The organism is Barnesiella intestinihominis YIT 11860, from assembly GCF_000296465.1.
Classification (GTDB): domain Bacteria; phylum Bacteroidota; class Bacteroidia; order Bacteroidales; family Barnesiellaceae; genus Barnesiella; species Barnesiella intestinihominis.
The window spans coordinates 127,729-144,732 of record NZ_JH815205.1 but is presented as its reverse complement, the minus strand read 5'-3'; the positions used below and the strand labels follow the sequence as shown (position 1 = coordinate 144,732).

At 45.2% G+C, this 17,004-nt stretch carries 17 protein-coding genes; 6 read left to right on the top strand and 11 right to left on the bottom strand.

Translation table 11 applies throughout. The features are described from left to right. Positions 1 to 100: 100 nt before the first annotated feature. The 10 genes from HMPREF9448_RS09450 to HMPREF9448_RS09405 all read right to left on the bottom strand — a co-directional run bounded on the left by HMPREF9448_RS09450 (position 101) and on the right by HMPREF9448_RS09405 (position 10,091). Positions 101 to 1,168 (bottom strand): MBL fold metallo-hydrolase, encoded by a 1,068-nt coding sequence (locus HMPREF9448_RS09450; RefSeq protein WP_008862343.1) that lies wholly within the window; start codon positions 1,166 to 1,168, stop codon positions 101 to 103. 288 nt (positions 1,169 to 1,456) lie between these two features. After that, entirely contained in the window at positions 1,457 to 2,275 is an 819-nt protein-coding gene (locus HMPREF9448_RS09445; protein WP_008862342.1) for an endonuclease/exonuclease/phosphatase family protein, read from the bottom strand. A gap of 11 nt (positions 2,276 to 2,286) precedes the next feature. Then, positions 2,287 to 3,129, bottom strand: coding sequence for a DUF4886 domain-containing protein (locus HMPREF9448_RS09440; protein ID WP_008862341.1), 843 nt, complete (start codon positions 3,127 to 3,129; stop codon positions 2,287 to 2,289). A 371-nt stretch (positions 3,130 to 3,500) separates the two neighbouring features. Then, entirely contained in the window at positions 3,501 to 4,022 is a 522-nt protein-coding gene (locus tag HMPREF9448_RS09435; RefSeq protein ID WP_008862339.1) for a hydrogenase maturation protease, read from the bottom strand. Beyond that, complete coding sequence (cybH, locus tag HMPREF9448_RS09430; protein WP_008862338.1) at positions 3,991 to 4,752, bottom strand: Ni/Fe-hydrogenase, b-type cytochrome subunit; 762 nt, start codon at positions 4,750 to 4,752, stop codon at positions 3,991 to 3,993. The genes HMPREF9448_RS09435 and cybH overlap by 32 nt, the downstream gene beginning before the upstream one ends. Before the next feature lie 24 nt (positions 4,753 to 4,776). Next, complete coding sequence (locus HMPREF9448_RS09425; protein WP_008862337.1) at positions 4,777 to 6,495, bottom strand: nickel-dependent hydrogenase large subunit; 1,719 nt, start codon at positions 6,493 to 6,495, stop codon at positions 4,777 to 4,779. 11 nt (positions 6,496 to 6,506) lie between these two features. After that, positions 6,507 to 7,694, bottom strand: a complete 1,188-nt coding sequence (locus tag HMPREF9448_RS09420; protein WP_008862336.1) for a hydrogenase small subunit — start codon at positions 7,692 to 7,694, stop codon at positions 6,507 to 6,509. Positions 7,695 to 7,716: 22 nt separating this feature from the next. Then, positions 7,717 to 8,757 carry a hydrogenase expression/formation protein HypE gene (gene hypE / locus HMPREF9448_RS09415; RefSeq protein ID WP_008862335.1) on the bottom strand — a complete coding sequence of 347 codons (1,041 nt, stop codon included), beginning with the start codon at positions 8,755 to 8,757 and terminating at the stop codon, positions 7,717 to 7,719. Positions 8,758 to 8,767: 10 nt separating this feature from the next. Beyond that, positions 8,768 to 9,853: a hydrogenase formation protein HypD gene (hypD, locus tag HMPREF9448_RS09410; RefSeq protein WP_008862334.1), complete on the bottom strand. Its 1,086-nt coding sequence runs from the start codon at positions 9,851 to 9,853 to the stop codon at positions 8,768 to 8,770. Next, positions 9,843 to 10,091 carry a HypC/HybG/HupF family hydrogenase formation chaperone gene (locus tag HMPREF9448_RS09405; protein ID WP_040296203.1) on the bottom strand — a complete coding sequence of 83 codons (249 nt, stop codon included), beginning with the start codon at positions 10,089 to 10,091 and terminating at the stop codon, positions 9,843 to 9,845. Before HMPREF9448_RS09405 ends, hypD begins: the two co-directional genes overlap by 11 nt. Before the next feature lie 84 nt (positions 10,092 to 10,175). On the opposite strand from HMPREF9448_RS09405, the gene hypF reads away from it, so the two are divergent. The 4 genes from hypF to HMPREF9448_RS09385 are packed head-to-tail and all read left to right on the top strand — an operon-like array spanning position 10,176 to position 14,201. Continuing rightward, positions 10,176 to 12,488, top strand: coding sequence for a carbamoyltransferase HypF (gene hypF / locus HMPREF9448_RS09400; RefSeq protein WP_008862332.1), 2,313 nt, complete (start codon positions 10,176 to 10,178; stop codon positions 12,486 to 12,488). Next, positions 12,463 to 12,813 (top strand): hydrogenase maturation nickel metallochaperone HypA/HybF, encoded by a 351-nt coding sequence (locus HMPREF9448_RS09395; protein ID WP_008862331.1) that lies wholly within the window; start codon positions 12,463 to 12,465, stop codon positions 12,811 to 12,813. Before hypF ends, HMPREF9448_RS09395 begins: the two co-directional genes overlap by 26 nt. Before the next feature lie 21 nt (positions 12,814 to 12,834). Next, a complete protein-coding gene (gene hypB, locus HMPREF9448_RS09390; RefSeq protein WP_008862330.1) occupies positions 12,835 to 13,584 on the top strand; it encodes a hydrogenase nickel incorporation protein HypB in 750 nt (249 codons plus the stop codon). Next, positions 13,581 to 14,201, top strand: a complete 621-nt coding sequence (locus tag HMPREF9448_RS09385; protein ID WP_008862329.1) for a class I SAM-dependent methyltransferase — start codon at positions 13,581 to 13,583, stop codon at positions 14,199 to 14,201. Before hypB ends, HMPREF9448_RS09385 begins: the two co-directional genes overlap by 4 nt. Before the next feature lie 5 nt (positions 14,202 to 14,206). On the opposite strand, the gene mnmD is transcribed toward HMPREF9448_RS09385, so the two are convergent. Further along, on the bottom strand, positions 14,207 to 14,863 hold the full coding sequence (gene mnmD, locus HMPREF9448_RS09380) for a tRNA (5-methylaminomethyl-2-thiouridine)(34)-methyltransferase MnmD (protein WP_040296159.1): 657 nt from the start codon (positions 14,861 to 14,863) through the stop codon (positions 14,207 to 14,209). A gap of 239 nt (positions 14,864 to 15,102) precedes the next feature. Here mnmD and HMPREF9448_RS09375 point away from each other — a divergent pair, with 239 nt between their 5' ends. Both HMPREF9448_RS09375 and HMPREF9448_RS09370 read left to right on the top strand, forming a co-directional pair. Then, positions 15,103 to 15,750 (top strand): DUF47 domain-containing protein, encoded by a 648-nt coding sequence (locus tag HMPREF9448_RS09375; RefSeq protein WP_008862327.1) that lies wholly within the window; start codon positions 15,103 to 15,105, stop codon positions 15,748 to 15,750. A gap of 19 nt (positions 15,751 to 15,769) precedes the next feature. Further along, the gene (locus HMPREF9448_RS09370; protein WP_008862326.1) at positions 15,770 to 16,789 is read left to right on the top strand and encodes an inorganic phosphate transporter; all 1,020 of its coding nucleotides are present in this window, start codon (positions 15,770 to 15,772) and stop codon (positions 16,787 to 16,789) included. Positions 16,790 to 17,004 lie beyond the last annotated feature (215 nt).

Genomic DNA, 17,004 nt, shown 5'->3' with positions numbered 1-17,004 from the left:
GGGATATATGTCTGGTGAGGAGAGTTATTCCCAATCTGGCAAGTCATTCTTTTATTTATATAACGGCTTCGTAGGGAAGAAACTTTTCGTATTATGTCGTTCAGAAGAGGTTCACCACTTCGCCGATAACAGGCATAAGGATAGTCAGCGAGTCATTGCGAGACAAGTTGCGAGCATTTTTCAAAGGTTCGTCCCACCGATGACGGGCGAGAGCGTATTTAGAGTGATGTACGGTAAGGACTCTGTGAACTCTGAGGTCTTTTATCGTCTGCTCTAATAAGGAGGGCATGGTGTGGATATATTTCCAATCCTCGTTGTACTGTCCATTTTCCAATATGGCCAAGTCTATATCGGGGAATTGTTCGCCTATTTGTTTGAGGTGGGAACCGTATCCGCCGTCTCCTCCGATGAAAATTTTTCGGTCGGGTGTTTCAAGCAAGAATGATGCCCACAAGGTTTGATTCGGAGTGAGTCCTCGGCCTGAGAAATGACGGCTGGGCAGACAGTGTATGATGAATTGCTGAGAGAGTGTTGCGCTCTCTTTCCAATCGAGTTCTATGATTCGGGATTTATCGAAACCCCAATGTTCGAAGTGTTCGCCCACACCCAATGGACAGACTACTTTCCCAATGCGGCCTTTCAATTGTTTGACCGTATGATAGTCCAAGTGGTCCCAATGGTCGTGGGAAATAACGAGGTAGTCGATGTCTGGCATGTCGTCGGGAGAATAGATTTCTGTCCCTCGGAAAGGTTTGTTGACGAACGATACGGGCGAAGCCATACAGAACACCGGGTCTACCAATATACGTTTTTCATCGACTTGCAATAGATAAGACGAGTGTCCGAACCATACCAAAGCATTTTCTTCGAGCGGGATTTTACGGAGATCGGTTTTTATGGCGGGAATGGGTTCGTCGGGGCGTAGTCCTTCTACTTTGCGAAACAGAAAACTCCATATCCCGGATAGTCGGCTTTTGTGCGATGTCATTAATATGGTCGTGTCGATATTTCTAAATTCTCCTTCCCGATAGTTAGGTGAACGTTTGATATGTTCCAGTCGTTCTCCTTTCGGTAACCGTCCGAAACTCGGCTGGTGCAGGAAGGCAATGCCTGCGATGGTTATCGATATGATTATACCTAATAGAATATATAGTGTCATACGTCTCATACATGTAAGATTACGAACTACCCGGCTGCTTTTCTTTTTCGGTTTTCATTTGGTGAATCGCAGTATGCCGATATCGAGGCTATAAGAAACTAAAATAGCGATGAATCGGTTCATAAGGCTTTCTTTAAAATGGATAGATCATTTTTGTTCAATACGAAATTACGTCATTTTTGTGTATCTCATTTATATGAATTACCGATATATCTACCATTTTTACCGATTGGCGGGCTAAAACGCTCTCCCCGACAGCACCGTGCCGGGGAGAGCGTTTGTTCAGTAAAGGAAATATTAATTTTTTGGAATCTTCACGTCTACGTAAATAGGCAGGTGGTCCGATGCTTGGGTTACGTCGCCCGTATGGAATACGGTGGGTACTTTGGATTCGATGACTTCGCATTTCACACCATTTTTCAATTGTAGAATGAAGTCGATACATTTGTCGGGATTATGAGACGAGTATGTGTTTCCTTCTACCGAAAGAATGTCCCAACATGTTTTGAGCATCTGAATGGTCTCGGAGTTTGGCTCAGCATTCATATCTCCTAACAAGAATATCGGTTTGGGGCAATCTTTATATAATTCGGTAAAAGTTTTGTTGATGACTTCTACCTCTTCCAATTGTGTCTCTTTTTGCAAATCGAGGTGAGTAGAGGCTATAATGTAGTCTTCGAGCTCGGCTACGGCTACGGTACGAGGTTCTCCGCCTTGTGGTAGAGCGATGGAAAATTTTTTCAGAATTTTATCTTTACAGGCAAGTCCTGTACCATAATATCCTCCTTGATAGGGCATGGCTTTGGCATAGACATATTCCCACCCCATGAGTTCGGCAAAACGTTTCACTTGGAAAACGTGTTTGGTACGAGTCGTACAACTGTCCAGTTCTTGCATGCAGACGGCATCGGCATCCAGTTCTTTCATCATGCGAGCCGTCATCTTGTAACCGCTTTTTGCATATTTGGCAAAAACACCTACGTTGTAGGAAACGAGACGGGTTACACCCTCGCTTTTGGGATAGGCAGGGGTGAAATCATCTTTTGAACAAGCACTTACCGATAAGGAGAGTAGGAGAAAAAAGAGGATAGTAATATTTTTAATATGTTGAACCATGATACCGTGTATTAAAAGTTACTCATATCGGTTACAGAAGTAGGACGGAGTATGGCGAAATGAGCAGCATGTTGTGCTATCGACGCTTGTTCATCGGTAACTCCTTCGGGACGATAGGTAATGCCTATCGGAGATTCTCCGAAGAATGTTTCGAACCATGCACAAGCAGCCGTATAGCGGCCGTATTTTAAATCCAGATGGTAACCGTCACGGCAGAATGTATCACCCAAGCTACTGCTACGTCCGTTCTGAATAGCTGTTCCGGTGGGTATGACGATCGATATGTTTTGTTTTTGAGCCGCTTTGTCATAAGAAAATACGACATCTTCATACATGGCTTTTTGGTTTTTCCCGTATCTGAAAAATCCAGGGTGGTTGGAGTCTTTTGCATAAGCCCAAGTTTGTTGCATGGCGTATTTTACATTCGGATTGGTTGCATTCGCCTTGACGTATTCCATGAGTTCTTTCAATTCGGGGAAATAAGAGCTGTATTGTCCGGCGAAAGAGCTTGCTTGTTGAAATACAATGTAGTCCCATTCCTCGTCTTTCAGGGCTTCCAATAGACTCTTCCCTTTTTCTTCGGTGTATTTCCCATCTATATTTTTTCTGTATTTGTAATCGTGTTTGTCGTGCCGGGCGTTATCGAGGTGTCTTTGGATAGAGCACCCGCCGATATAAGTGTTGGCGACGATAATGTGTTTTCCCGCCGAGATAGCGATTTCGTCAAGGTATTCGATTCCGTCGTCGGCAAAACTATTTCCGATAGCCAATATCTTAACAGGTTCGTTTTGGGCATGTAAAGAAGAAAATAATAGCAAGCATAAAATAAGCAGAAAGGAATTTTTTGTTTTCATAAGTGATGATTTAAATTTTTCGAATTATGCTGCCAAATTACTCAATTTTTTCTATCGGCGATTCAAAAATCAATACTTTTTTAGAAGCTGATTTAAATTTATTCCGAGACAGATTGAGACCTATGTTGAAGCAGATTGGAGTCCGAGATATGCAGTCAATAGCGGGCTATTGACAAAAATCAAGGGATTCTAGATTCGAGACAGGGGCGCAATATGGCCGGAACATACCTGCTTGCAATGATAATATTATTTCTCTATAAATTTAAAACAACTTCTAAATATATCGTTCTGTAACAATGACCGATATAACGATGGGACGGTTTACGACGAAATATAAAATTTCTGATTTCGCCGAGTCGGGATATGCGATTTTACTCGGCTCCCATCAAGCAGCGATCGTGTTGCAGGTCGTTGATGATTTCAAAAATAAGTTGCAATACCTGTGGTATGGCTTTTCTTGCTTCGGGCGATAGTTGCATGCCTAAGTGATGACAGTTGCGCACACTGATGGCAAGTAGTTCGATACGGGGTGCTTGTCCGAGTAATAGCATGGCGTCTATCATTTCTTTCAATCCTATTTCGTGTGCGCTTAGCAAGGGCGGATAGTCTTTGGAGTATTTGGGCGATAATCGCCGAATCGTCCCGACCGGATTGTTGTCGAGTGCTGCGTCTACGAGAATAAGTTGCCGGTAACTTTGCAATGTTTCCAACAGGGCAAGGCCACCGGTTCCACCGTCGAGCACGTCCACACCTTGTGGTATCTCCATCTCGTTTAGAGCATTGACTACGTGTATTCCTATGCCTTCGTCGTTGAGTACGAGGTTCCCTATTCCCAAAACAAGTATCTTATCGGGTGTAGGATTATTTTTCGGTTGTTTCGTTTGCGATTCCATCTTTTTGTTTTTGAAGTTGTTGTTGCTGTTTTTGTTCGGTCTCGTACTCTTCCGCCAAATCCTCCCGAACGAATTTCCAGCCTCCTATGATCGAGGAGGCTATTCCGTTTCGTTCGATATAGTCGTGGTAAAATACCAGATATATGTGGGCAATCGTAAAGAGAATGAATGCCCACATGGCGATATGATGTATTTGTCTTACGACGAAGAACCCTCCGCATTTGAGTAATACCCAAGTGAAAAAGGGTTCCAAAACATTGTTGGTGGACACGCAGAACATGGCCAGTCCTGTGATGGTTTGGATAAAGAATAGGACAAAGACCCCGAAGTATGTAAAGGCGGCCAAGCTATTGTGTCCTATGTCATAGACCGGTTTCGGCGACAACAACAATACATCGACTTTGGTGGTATCGAAAATACTCCTCCACTGTTTTCGGGTGAGGGGGAGGTAATTGTTCCATCGGGCGAACGAGTTACCGGCGAAAGCCCAATATAGGCGAACAATAAAGTTGAGAATGAAAACAAATGCGGCAGCGAAATGGATAAACCGTACCCAACCGAACCAATAGTTAGCTTCGGGTGGTGTGGCATGTTGTATAGCGGGTGGGTTGCCGATAATGTATCCGGTAACGCACAATACGACGATAGCTGTTGCGTTGACCCAATGGAATATGCGTACGGGGAGTTCCCACACGTAGACTTCACGTAAAGATTTTTTCCGGCTTATCATATATTCAACTGCTTGGGGTTTATATTATAACATTTCACATCGGTGTATATGTTCACCGTTTTCGTCATATAGATGTACGGCACATGCCATACAGGGGTCGAACGAGTGTATGGTGCGTATGATTTCGAGCGGCAGTCGGGGATCGATGACCGGAGTTCCGATAAGGGAGGCCTCGAAAGCCGAATGTTGTCCTTTGGTGTCGCGAGGAGAGGCGTTCCATGTAGTAGGAACGACCATTTGGTAATTGAAGACTTTTTTATCTTTAATGCCTACATAGTGGGCCAGTGCACCCCTCGGGGCTTCGGTGAGTCCTACACCTTGCGCTGCTTCCGGCCAAGTGTCTGGTTCCCATTTTATACCGTTGAACATACGGTAGTCTCCGTTCTTTATGTTTTGCAGTAAAGCCGTGTAAAACTCGGTTTGCCAGTCTGCCAATAAATTTGCTTCGATAGCTCGTGCCAAAGTACGCCCGGCTGTGGAGTACATCGCTTCGTAGGGGACATTCAGTTGCTTCAAACACCGTTGTGTGATTCCTTTATAGGCTTCGTTGCCCGATGCATGTCCTACGATATTACGGGCCAATGGCCCTGTTTCCATAGGCATACCTTTGTATCGGGGAGTTTTGATCCAACTGTAAGGCTGGTCTCTATCGAGGTATTCATAGGGTGGCGTAGCACCCGTGTAGTTCAGATGAGTTTCGCCGACCGACGGGTGAAGCCCCACATCTTTGCCTTGCGTATAAGAATACCACGAATTGTTGACAAATTCCAACAGCCCGTCCATAGCCCAGGGATCGAATTCGACGACTTTCGATAAGTCGCGACCGACGACAATACCCCTCGGACTTTTATAGGTCGACAGTTCCCCGTAGTTACCCATAGGGTAATCTCCATAGGCGATATAATTATGCAGCCCTCCGCCTATTTTCGTCCATTCGGGGTAATAGGAAAGTATGGCCAGAACATCTGGAAGGTAGACTTGGCGGACGAAGGTCTGCGTACGTTCAATGATTTGAGCGACATAATTCAATCGTTCCATGTTGAGGGCGTTGGGATCGTTTATGTTGACGGCGCAGGCCATACCCCCGACCAAGAAATTTGGGTGGGGATTTTTCCCTCCGAAAATGGTTTGGACTTTGACGATTTCTTTTTGAACTTCGAGCGCTTCGAGATAGTGAGCCAAAGCCACGAGATTCACTTCCGGCGGAAGTTTATAGGCCGGGTGTCCCCAATATCCGTTGGAGAAAATACTGAATTTGCTGGTCTCTATGAACGTGCGTATTTTCTTTTGTATTTCGACAAAATAACCGATGGAGTTTTTAGGCCATTCCGATAGGCTTTGCGCCACTTCGGCTGCCTTTCTGGGGTCGGCATTCAAGGCCGACATGACATCGACCCAGTCGAGAGCCTGTAATTGATAGAAGTGTGTAACGTGATCTTGTATGGTTACGGCCGATTGCATGAGGTTTCTCACCTGCTCGGCATTCGGCGGAATGACGATGTGTAGCGCATCTTCGACCGCCCTGACAGAACAGAGCGAATGTATGGAGGTACAGACTCCGCATACTCGGCCCACGTATGCCCAAACGTCGCGAGGATCGCGGTCCTTGACAATGATCTCGATTCCCCGTATCATCGTCCCGGTACTGAAAGCATCGGTGATGACACCGTTTTCTATATCGGCTTCCATGCGGAGGTGGCCCTCGATTCTCGTAATAGGGTCTACAACAATTCGTTTAGTCATAATTCGAATTTTTATCGGTTATCTTTATCTTTTTCCAGTTTATGAGCTTTTTGGTCGAGTCTTTTTTCTTCCCGTTCGATTTGATGTTCTTCTACGGCGAATTCTTCTTTATCGATATCGTCGTTGTCCATCTGATTTTTAATGAGTTTTCTTTTTTGTATGTTTGTCACGATGGCATGTGCGGTTACTCCCGCAGCGGCTACGGCTGTCAGTCCCAATCCTATTTGGTCGGCCGTCGCTTCGATGCCGAATCCTTTGATGTCGGGGAGGTGATGGTACATGGGTTCGGCGTCCCAGAATCCGGGTTCGGCGCATCCAATGCACCCGTGCCCCGATTGTATGGGGTAACTGACCCCTTCGTTCCATTTGATGACTGCGCACGAATTGAATGTATTCGGTCCTTTGCAACCCATTTTATATAGGCAGTATCCTTTTTTCGCATTTTCATCGTCGAAGGCTTCGACAAACAGTCCGGCATCGTAGGCGGGACGGCGATAACAAGTATCGTGGATACGCCGTCCGTAGAAAGAGACGGGTCTGCCCATATTATCCAATTCGGGTAACCGGTCGAAAGTCAATATGTAAGTGATAACTCCGGCCATGACGTCGGCGATAGGAGGGCAGCCCTGAACGTTAATGACCGGTTTACCAGAGATAATTTTATGTACGGGTTTCGTATCTGTCGGGTTTGGGTAAGCTCCTTGTATGCAACCGGAGGACGCGCAATTTCCCCATGCGATAATAGCACTCGCTCCGTGGGCAGCCTCGTCGAATACCTGTTTAGCGGAATGTCCGGCAATAGTGCAGTATCCCGGATTTCCCAGTGGAATCGAACCCTCCACAATCATGATGTATTTGCCCCAATTCTCTTTCATAGAACGGGTTCGGACTTCTTCTGCTTGGAAACCGCTGGCTGCCATGAGCGTGTCGGAATAGTCGAGAGAAATCATTTCAAGCAAAATTTGTCCGACAAGCGGGTGAGACGACCGTAGGAATGATTCGCTGCAACAAGTACACTCTTGAAAGTGAAACCAAAGAACCGGCTTGCGGGGTTTGGTTTGAAGTGCGTTGACAACTTGGGCTATACCGGTTTGGTGAAGGCCCAACATAGCTCCCATGATACCGCAGAATTTAAGGAATTGCCGACGGGTGTATCCTTTGGCTTTCAGCTCCTGATAGAAAGTTTGTTCTTTTTCCATTGTTTTCTTCCGATTTATGGTTTCAGCAAATGCGCGGTAATTGTTCTCCGCTCAGCATATCGAGAATCCGTGTTTGTCCTAAGGATAGTTTTAGAATTACTTCTGGGTGTCTGTCTTCGGTTACATGTCCTATTATCCGTGCGTTTTTCCCATGTATGTCACTTCGAATGATTTGTAGAGCCCGTTCGGCATACTCGTCCGGTAAAAAGACAAGCATGATTCCTTCGTTGGCGACATACAGAGGGTCTAAGCCTAACAGGTCGCATGCGGCGTTGACCGACGAGCTGATGGGTAATTCGTTCTCGTCTATGGCGATGGTTACGTTCGCACCCTCGGCTATTTCGTTTAGCGTGCTCGATAATCCCCCGCGTGTGGGATCCCGTAGTATATGTACATCGGGAACTCCGGCCAGTAGATTAGAGACGATTTGGGTGAGTGCCGCCGTATCGCTTTGGATAGAGGTCTCGAAACCTAAACTGTCTCGTGTGGAGAGAATACAGATTCCGTGATTCCCGATATCGCCGGTGACGATTACGGCATCTCCTTTCTTGATGCGGTGAAGTCCTATATCGATATTTTCGGGGACGATCCCGACTCCGGTCGTGTTGATGAAAATCTTGTCGCATTTGCCGTGTTCGACGACCTTGGTGTCTCCGGTGACGATAGAGACACCGGCTTTCCCGGCCGCTTTTCGCATGGTTTGTACGATCTGTTTCAATGTCTCTATGGGTAAGCCTTCTTCTAATATAAATCCTGCCGATAAATAGAGAGGAGTGGCTCCGCAACACAGTAAATCGTTTACGGTCCCGTTTATAGCCAAGTCTCCGATGTTTCCCCCGGGAAAGAACAATGGGTCTACGACGAACGAGTCGGTTGTGATAGCTATTCGGGCGGAAGGCAAATTCAATGTCGCTCCGTCATGAGCTTGTTCGAGCCATTTGTTTTGAAAGGCCGGATAGAAAATCTTTTCGATAAGACGGCTTGTCATTCGTCCTCCGCCGCCGTGGGCCATGACGATTCGGTCGTATTTTTGTGTCGGTGTGGGACAGTCGGGTAAATTCATATTTCGTTTTTTAGTTAGTTCTGTAACGATAAAAAGCAGAGCAAGCTCCTTCCGACGATACCATAGATGCCCCTAACGGGGTATCGGGGGTACAACGGTTGCCGAACAAGGGACACTTTTCGGGAGATATTTTCCCCTTCATGATTTCTCCTGCCCGACATGCGGAGGCTTGAATGCCCGGTTTTACTTTGCATAAAAAACGATTTCGAGCTTCGTATTGTTCATATTCGGGGCGTAGTCTCAATCCGCTGACGGGTATCTTTCCCAATCCCCTCCAATAGGCGTCATAGGGTGTGAAGAAACGCTCTGTCTTTTGTCGGGCCATTCTGTTCCCTTGTGTAGGTACGGCTCTTCGGTAAGCGTTTATGGTACGGTCGATGCCTTGTGCTTTCAACCGTATAACTTGATAAATGCCATATAATAAGTCGGCCGGTTCGAATCCGGTTACAGCGATGGGCAATTTCAATTTTTCGGCCAAGGCATCGTACTCTCGGAGCCCGGTAATCGAGCATACGTGTCCGGCTGCCAACAGTCCGTCTATTTTACATTCGGGGTCTTGGGCTAAAAACGATATGGCGGCGGGTATGGTGAACAAGGAGGTCAGCAAGGATAGATTGGTTATTTTTCGGGAGACGATTTCTTGCAACAACAAAGTGTATAGGGGTGTGGTCGTCTCGAATCCTATGGCGAAGAAGACGACTTGTTTTTCGGGATTTTCACTGGCTATCCGTAACGTATCGAGAGGAGAATAGACAATACGTATATCTTTTCCTTCGGCTTTGAGTTGTTGTAAACTTCCTTTTGTCCCGGGCACACGTACCATGTCTCCGAAGGTACAGAATATGGTTTGGGGATTCCGAGCTATTTCGATAGCTTGCGATATGGTATCTTCATGGGTGACGCATACCGGGCATCCCGGCCCGTGAATCATTTGTACCGTGTCGGGGAGTAATTCTTCGATTCGATACCGGGACAGGGCATAGGTTTGTCCCCCGCATACTTCCATGATTCGTATCGGGAACGTAGCTATTTGTCGGATTGCTTGGAGTAATGTCGTAAGATTACCGTTATCCCTGAATTGTTTTTCATACCACATGGTTGTCGGGATTAAGGTTATCTGCGAGGATCTTGAAATCCTCCAATGTAGCTTCTGCTTCTTCACTATCGAGACGGGTTATCGCCATGCCGGCGTGAGCCAAGATGAAATCGCCGGGCTCCGCGTCGACATATTGTATGCAGATGGATTTATGTATACCGCCGAAATCGACTGTCGCCATACGCAGGGAACAGGAAGTATCTATATCGAGAATTTTTCCGGGAATAGCTAAGCACATAGTTTGAGTAATAGTTTTGGTACGGATAATGAACAACTTTTACAATTGTATTGTTTAGAAAGAAATCTGAAAAAACTTTTGCAGATGAATCAATATCACATACATGTCAGAGGTCTTGTGCAAGGAGTAGGATTCCGTCCTTATGTATACCGCTTGGCTAATGAGATGGGATTACGTGGGTACGTGGATAATAGTAATGACGGAGTTCTTATCGTGTTGCAATCTACCTGTATTCAAAAGGAGAAATTCTTGAAGGCTTTGATAAAATCGGTTCCGGAGGTCGCTTCTATCGAACATATAGAAACAGTACAATGCCGTGTCTCGAAAAAATATGAAAGTTTCGATATTGCTCCCAGCCGTAGTTCTGGCGACGAAATCACACGTATAAGCCCCGATATAGCTATTTGCTCCGATTGTTTGAAAGACCGGAAACACCAGTTGCATCGCATGGGGTATCCCTTTATCAATTGTACGCATTGCGGGCCTCGTTTTTCCATTATCGAAAAATTACCTTACGATAGAGCCGTTACGACTATGAGCTCTTTTGGTATGTGCGATACGTGTCGGGAGGAGTATGCCGATGTAAATGATCGCCGTTTCCATGCACAACCCATCGCTTGTAACGAATGTGGCCCGCATTATACGCTGCGGGATTCCGAAGGGAATGAGGATACGGTTTATATCCGTATAGTTTCGCGAATATCCGATGTATTGTCGAATGGAGGTGTCGTCGCTTTGAAAAGTTTGGGCGGTTACAACCTCATCTGCGATGCCGATAATGAGCAGGCTGTCGCCCGAATACGGGAGTTGAAAGGTCGTTATGCCAAGCCTTTGGCTGTCATGTATCGGGACGAACGGGAGGTAATGGTCGATTTGAATCTTTCCGATGAGGAGCGAAAAGCGTTGAACTCGTGGAGGCGGCCTATCGTGCTGGCGGAGGAGAAAGTGCATAATGCGCCGTGGCTGAATGAGGGATATCGGTCTTTGGGAGTTCTATTACCTTATATGGCGATACATTATGATTTGTTTACAGAAGCTCCCGAATTGAGACGAATCGTGGTAACCAGTGGGAATATGGGGGGACGTCCTATCGTCATAGCAGATGAGGAGGCTCATGATTTGTTTGATTCCAAAGTCGATTCGGTCGTTTCGTACAATCGGGATATTTACAACCGGGTCGATGATTCTGTCGTACAGGAATATGACGGAGTTTGTCGTCCCATACGAAGGTCGCGGGGATATACTCCCGAACCATTACGCAACGTGCAGGCTACCGAAGGAATATTGGCTGTCGGGGCCGAACAGGTTTCCTGCTTTGCGATAGGGAAAAAAGAAGATATTTTATTGGGTCAACATATAGGCGAGTTGTCTTGCCGGGAAAACCTTTCTTTTTTTGAAGAATCGATTTCTCATTTTTCTCGAATGTTTCGATTCGAACCGAGGTGTGTGGTCTGTGACTTGCATCCCGACTATTTCGCTACGGCATGGGGTGAACGATATGCAGTCGAGAGGCATATACCTGTGTATCGGGTACAACATCACCATGCCCATGCCGTAGCTGTAATGGCCGAATATGCGCTCACCGGCGATGTATTGGCGTTATGTCTCGACGGAACCGGTTATGGCGATGATTGCACGATTTGGGGCGGAGAACTGATCCGGTGCTCTCGTACGGAATATAGGCGGTTATCGCACCATCTTTATTTGCCGATGCCGGGAGGCGATATTGCCGCTCGTGAACCGTGGAGAATGGCCGTATCGCTGTTGTACTCGTTGTATGGAGAGAATATGCCTTTACCCGACAATTTCGTAAAACGGGTAGGAGAGGACCGTATTAAATTGGTGAGTCGTATGATTGCCCGTCGTATCAATACTCCGTTAAGTTCCGGGGCAGGCCGGCTGTTCGATGCAGTCGCTTCTCTATTGGGTATAGCGGATTTCAATCGATATCGATCGGAAGCTCCTCAAAAGTTGGAACAGGTAGCCGACCGTTCTATCTTGAAAATTTATCCTTTCGACAAAGATAATCCTCTCGATTTTTCGTGGTTGGTGAAGGCTGTTTTGAACGATTTACAGAAAGGAGTTCCCCGCTCTGAGATAGCTTCGGCTTTTCATCGAACCTATGCGGCTATGTGGTGCGTTGAATTGGCGAAACAGGCTGTCCGGCAAAAGTTGTCGAGAGTCGTCCTGTGCGGGGGTGTTTTCCAAAATAAGTTGTTGGTCGATATTTTGATGCCCATGTTGAGACAGTTGGGGTTACAACCCTATTTGCCTGCTTCCGTCCCTTGTAACGATGCCGGTATTGCCGTGGGACAAATGGCCGTAACAGCTGCATGGATAGAACAATCGATGAACCATAATGATAAGAGGCATGCACGAGTTGTCGTTGGCTTGTAGCGTGGTGGAGCTGGTGGAAAAAGAGCTGGCACTACATGGTGGTGGTTCGGTTCGATGCATCGAGATAACTATTGGCGATTTATCGGGTGTGGATAATGATGCTTTTTTATTTTCATTGAATATGGTTTTGGAGAGAAGTGCGTTTGCCGGTGCTCGGGTAATGGTCGATCGGGTGAAACCGTTGGCGGTTTGCGGTGTTTGCGGTGAGTCGTTTTCACCGGTTTCGTTATATGCCTCGTGCCCGAAATGCGGAAGCTATAAAACACGGTTGGTTTCGGGACAAGAGTTTCGTCTTACCTCACTGATTGTAGAAACAGATAAGTAATAATATTAAAATTAAAAAGATATGTGTACGACTTGCGGTTGTGGCCATCAGGAGATGAGCCATGAAGAAATGCATCGTCTGGGAATTGCTCACGGACATGGGAAAACGGTTGATATTGCCGTAGAACAAGATATTTTAAGTGAGAATAATAGGATTGCCGGGCAGAATAGAAATATATGGAATACAACAGGTTGTTGGGCGATAAATTTGGTTAGTTCGCCGGGATCGGGTAAAACGACTTTACTCGAAAGCACTATTAAACGGCTGGGTGGAAGAGATTTTCATAAGATTGCCGTAATAGAGGGAGACCAGCATACCGACAATGATGCCGGACGTATTAGGAATTTGGGTATTCCAGCCATACAAATCAATACACACAATGGTTGTCACCTCGATGCCCGTATGGTATCGTCGGCGTTCGATGAATTGGCCGTGAAAGATACGTTGTTGTTTATAGAGAATGTAGGCAATTTGGTGTGTCCGGCCATGTTCGACTTGGGCGAAAATCTCCGAGTCGTTCTTCTCAGTGTGACCGAGGGAGACGATAAGCCGTTGAAGTATCCCTATATGTTTGCCGGTGCTGATATTTGTATAATCAACAAAATAGATTTGTTGCCTTATGTGGATAGCGATGTCGCCCGATTGAAAGATAATGCCTTGAAAATAAATCCTCAGTTGTGTTTTTTTGAAATTTCGGCGACCCGGGGTATGGGCATGGATGAGTGGTGCGAGTATTTGTTGGCTTGTTTTGAGAGAAAGGAGGAGAAATGAATTTTTTTGATGAGATGGCCGGGGTGTGGAATAAAACTTGTCGGTATGATACCGGGAGGATAGAAAAAGTGCTGTCTGTTTTACAATTGAAACAAGGCGATACGGTTCTCGACATAGGTACGGGAACGGGAGTTATGATACCTTTTATCCGGGAACAGGTAGGGCACTATGCTCCTATTGTGGCTGTGGACAGTTCTGAAAAGATGCTGAGGGAGGCTTCTTTGCGTTTTCCCAATGCAGGAGTTAGCTTTGTCCGGGCCGATGTGGAGCGGGATCGTTTGGGTGGACGTTTCAATGCTATTTTGCTGTATTCGGTGTTCCCTCATTTTCGTTATCCGGTAGATACGATTGCCCGCTTGGTAACCGATAATCTGTATTGTGGTGGTAGATTGTTGATTGCCCATTCCCAAAGTCGGGAACAATTAAATGAAATGCACAAACGTATATCGGATAAAGTTTTTGCCCGAAATTTATTACCGGTAGCGGAACAAGTCGCCCAGTTTACGGAGATAGGCTTGTCTGTGGCTTCGTTCGATGAAACCGATGAATACTATTATATCTTGTTACAGCGAGTCGGTAGGAAATTGGGTGCCTCGGTAGCCGATGCAATCTATTGACAGAGTTATCTTTTGGATGCTCTTAGAATTTCCCGTTTACCGTTCGGCGGGCCGGGTAACCGTTCTACCGTAAACCCGACAGATTGAAGCCTTCGTCTTATTTCCCCTTTCGCACAGTAGGTGCTCAGAATACCACCCGGAGACAAGTGACTGAAAATCTCCCGGAAAATTTTCTCGTCCCACATTTCGGGTTGCTTTTCGGGAGCGAACGCATCGAAATAAACCACGTCGTATATTCCTTCGAGAGAGGTTCGGGTGAGGTCGGCATGGCGTTTGTATAAGGTAAACAAGGGTGATATAGCGATCTTTTGATTCCATTCGCATTGATGTAAAAGAGCGAATATCGATTCTGAGCTTGGGGCTATGAGCGCCGGGTAGTTCAATTTTTCGGTTATGTCGGGGGAGAGAGGATATAGTTCGAAGGTGGTATAATTTATCCTTAATCCTTTTTCCTGTGATTCGAGAAATGTAAGAAATGTGTTTAATCCGGTTCCGAAACCTATTTCAAGGACATTGATTTCTTTTTTCCCAGAAGCTCGCAATGCAGAGTCGATGTATACATGCCGAGCTTCCGCCAAAGCCCCTTTGGTGGAGTGGTAATGTTCGTCCATTCTCGGCAAATAGAGAGTGGGGATACCATCTTCGGTTTGTTCTATAATCATATTATTTTGCATCTTGGTGAGGAATATTCGGGAACAAAAATAAAACAATCTTTTTATGTATGATATGAAATAAAAAATTAAGCCATGTGAAAATTTAAAATAAATGTAATATGATGTATATATACATTCTTCTACCTTTGCAATCTACAAAAGATATATCCGTTTTATCTTCTTGGTATTGAGTAGATAAGGATAAATCGAGAAAGAGGATACATTAAATAATTATATTATACACATTTATGAAAAATTCCTTTTTTAGCAGATTTACCCCTAAGGAACCCAAATTTTTCCCATTGTTGAAACAACTTTCCGAAGTGTTGGTTTCTTCTTCGGCTGTTTTGGTAGAGAGCATGCAACATGACAAGCCGGAGGAACGATCTTCCTATTATAAAAAAATTAAAGATTTAGAACGTGAAGGGGATAGATTGGCTCACTTGATTTTTGATGAATTAGGAACTACTTTTATTACTCCGTTTGACAGAGAGGATATACAGGCATTGGCTTCTCACATGGACGATGTCATCGATGGAATAAACAGTTGTGCGAAACGTATAGCGATTTATAATCCGCGACCTATCGGCGATAGCGGAAAGGAACTGAGTTTGTTGGTACAGAAAGAGGCGGATTATATCTGTAAAGCGATGGACGAGTTGGATACGTTTCGCAAGAATCCGGCTACATTGAGAGAATATTGTTCGAAATTACACGATATAGAGAATCAGGCAGACGATGTGTATGAACTGTTCATCACAAAGTTATTCGAGGAGGAGAAAGACTGTATCGAGATTATCAAGATAAAAGAGATCATGCAGATATTAGAGAAGACTACCGACTCGGCCGAGTATGTTGGAAAAATCCTGAGAACGTTGATTGTTAAGTACGCATAAATCCGTAAAGAGTTATGTTATGGAGTTATTGATAGTTATTATTGTACTGGCATTGCTGTTCGATTTTATCAACGGGTTTCATGATGCTGCCAATTCGATAGCGACAATCGTGTCGACAAAAGTCCTCACACCCTTTCAAGCGGTTTTGTGGGCTGCTTTCTTTAATTTTGTCGCGTTCTTTATTGCCAAATACATTATCGGTGGGTTTGGTATAGCCAATACCGTATCCAAGACCGTGGTAGAAGAGTTTATCACTCTGCCTATTATTTTGTCGGGTGTGATTGCCGCTATCGCATGGAATTTGATTACTTGGTGGAAAGGTATTCCGTCTTCTTCGTCGCATACACTTATCGGAGGATTTGCCGGTGCTGCCATTATGGCGAGTGGATTCGGGGCGATTCAGCTCAATATTATTCTCAAAATAGCCGCATTTATTTTCTTGGCTCCCTTTATAGGAATGGTCGTAGCGTTCGGATTTACGATATTGGTCCTTCATATTTGTCGCCGGGTTCAACCCCATAAGGCCGAAGTTTGGTTCAAGAAATTACAGTTGGTTTCTTCGGCGATGTTTAGTATCGGGCATGGTTTGAACGATTCCCAGAAAGTAATGGGTATTATTGCCGCCGCTATGATTGCCGCTCACTCGATGGGTTTAGGTATGGGTATAAACAGCATTGCCGATTTGCCCGATTGGGTTGCGTTTGCCTGCTTTACGGCCATATCGTTGGGGACGATGTCGGGAGGTTGGAAGATAGTAAAAACAATGGGAACGAAAATTACGAAGGTTACTCCGTTGGAGGGAGTGGTAGCCGAAACGGCAGGGGCGTTCACGCTTTATTTAACCGAAATTTTAAAGATTCCCGTAAGTACTACACATACCATTACCGGGGCTATTATCGGTGTGGGAGCGACCAAACGCTTGTCTGCGGTTCGTTGGGGTGTGACGAAAAGTCTTTTAGTCGCATGGATTCTTACGATTCCTGTCAGTGCGCTTTTGGCAGCAGGTATTTATATGGTCGTTACTTTCTTTTTAGGATAAGTTCGTTGTTACTAAAAAACGATATAATATATAAATTTGAAAGAAAAATAGTGAAATAATTTGTATTTTGTATTTAATGCCTTATATTTGTTGAAAATTTATAGTTAAGATTAATGATGGTTCTATTTTTACATCACAGTCACGTGCATTGTCCCTTTGGGGGATAGGGTGAGTCTGTATGTAAAAATAACATAGGAAAATGTTGTAGGCTTACC

What these genes read in the sequence shown, in the direction of transcription:
- HMPREF9448_RS09395 (WP_008862331.1), top strand. Translation starts at nt 12,463, where the DNA reads ATGCACGAGTTGTCGTTGGCTTGTAGCGTGGTGGAGCTGGTGGAAAAA.
- hypB (WP_008862330.1), top strand. Translation starts at nt 12,835, where the DNA reads ATGTGTACGACTTGCGGTTGTGGCCATCAGGAGATGAGCCATGAAGAA.
- hypE (WP_008862335.1), bottom strand. Translation starts at nt 8,757, where the DNA reads ATGAATTTACCCGACTGTCCCACACCGACACAAAAATACGACCGAATC.
- HMPREF9448_RS09385 (WP_008862329.1), top strand. Translation starts at nt 13,581, where the DNA reads ATGAATTTTTTTGATGAGATGGCCGGGGTGTGGAATAAAACTTGTCGG.
- HMPREF9448_RS09370 (WP_008862326.1), top strand. Translation starts at nt 15,770, where the DNA reads ATGGAGTTATTGATAGTTATTATTGTACTGGCATTGCTGTTCGATTTT.
- HMPREF9448_RS09435 (WP_008862339.1), bottom strand. Translation starts at nt 4,022, where the DNA reads ATGGAATCGCAAACGAAACAACCGAAAAATAATCCTACACCCGATAAG.
- HMPREF9448_RS09450 (WP_008862343.1), bottom strand. Translation starts at nt 1,168, where the DNA reads ATGAGACGTATGACACTATATATTCTATTAGGTATAATCATATCGATA.
- cybH (WP_008862338.1), bottom strand. Translation starts at nt 4,752, where the DNA reads ATGATAAGCCGGAAAAAATCTTTACGTGAAGTCTACGTGTGGGAACTC.
- HMPREF9448_RS09420 (WP_008862336.1), bottom strand. Translation starts at nt 7,694, where the DNA reads ATGGAAAAAGAACAAACTTTCTATCAGGAGCTGAAAGCCAAAGGATAC.
- HMPREF9448_RS09375 (WP_008862327.1), top strand. Translation starts at nt 15,103, where the DNA reads ATGAAAAATTCCTTTTTTAGCAGATTTACCCCTAAGGAACCCAAATTT.
- mnmD (WP_040296159.1), bottom strand. Translation starts at nt 14,863, where the DNA reads ATGATTATAGAACAAACCGAAGATGGTATCCCCACTCTCTATTTGCCG.
- HMPREF9448_RS09405 (WP_040296203.1), bottom strand. Translation starts at nt 10,091, where the DNA reads ATGTGCTTAGCTATTCCCGGAAAAATTCTCGATATAGATACTTCCTGT.
- HMPREF9448_RS09425 (WP_008862337.1), bottom strand. Translation starts at nt 6,495, where the DNA reads ATGACTAAACGAATTGTTGTAGACCCTATTACGAGAATCGAGGGCCAC.
- hypF (WP_008862332.1), top strand. Translation starts at nt 10,176, where the DNA reads ATGAATCAATATCACATACATGTCAGAGGTCTTGTGCAAGGAGTAGGA.
- hypD (WP_008862334.1), bottom strand. Translation starts at nt 9,853, where the DNA reads ATGTGGTATGAAAAACAATTCAGGGATAACGGTAATCTTACGACATTA.
- HMPREF9448_RS09445 (WP_008862342.1), bottom strand. Translation starts at nt 2,275, where the DNA reads ATGGTTCAACATATTAAAAATATTACTATCCTCTTTTTTCTCCTACTC.
- HMPREF9448_RS09440 (WP_008862341.1), bottom strand. Translation starts at nt 3,129, where the DNA reads ATGAAAACAAAAAATTCCTTTCTGCTTATTTTATGCTTGCTATTATTT.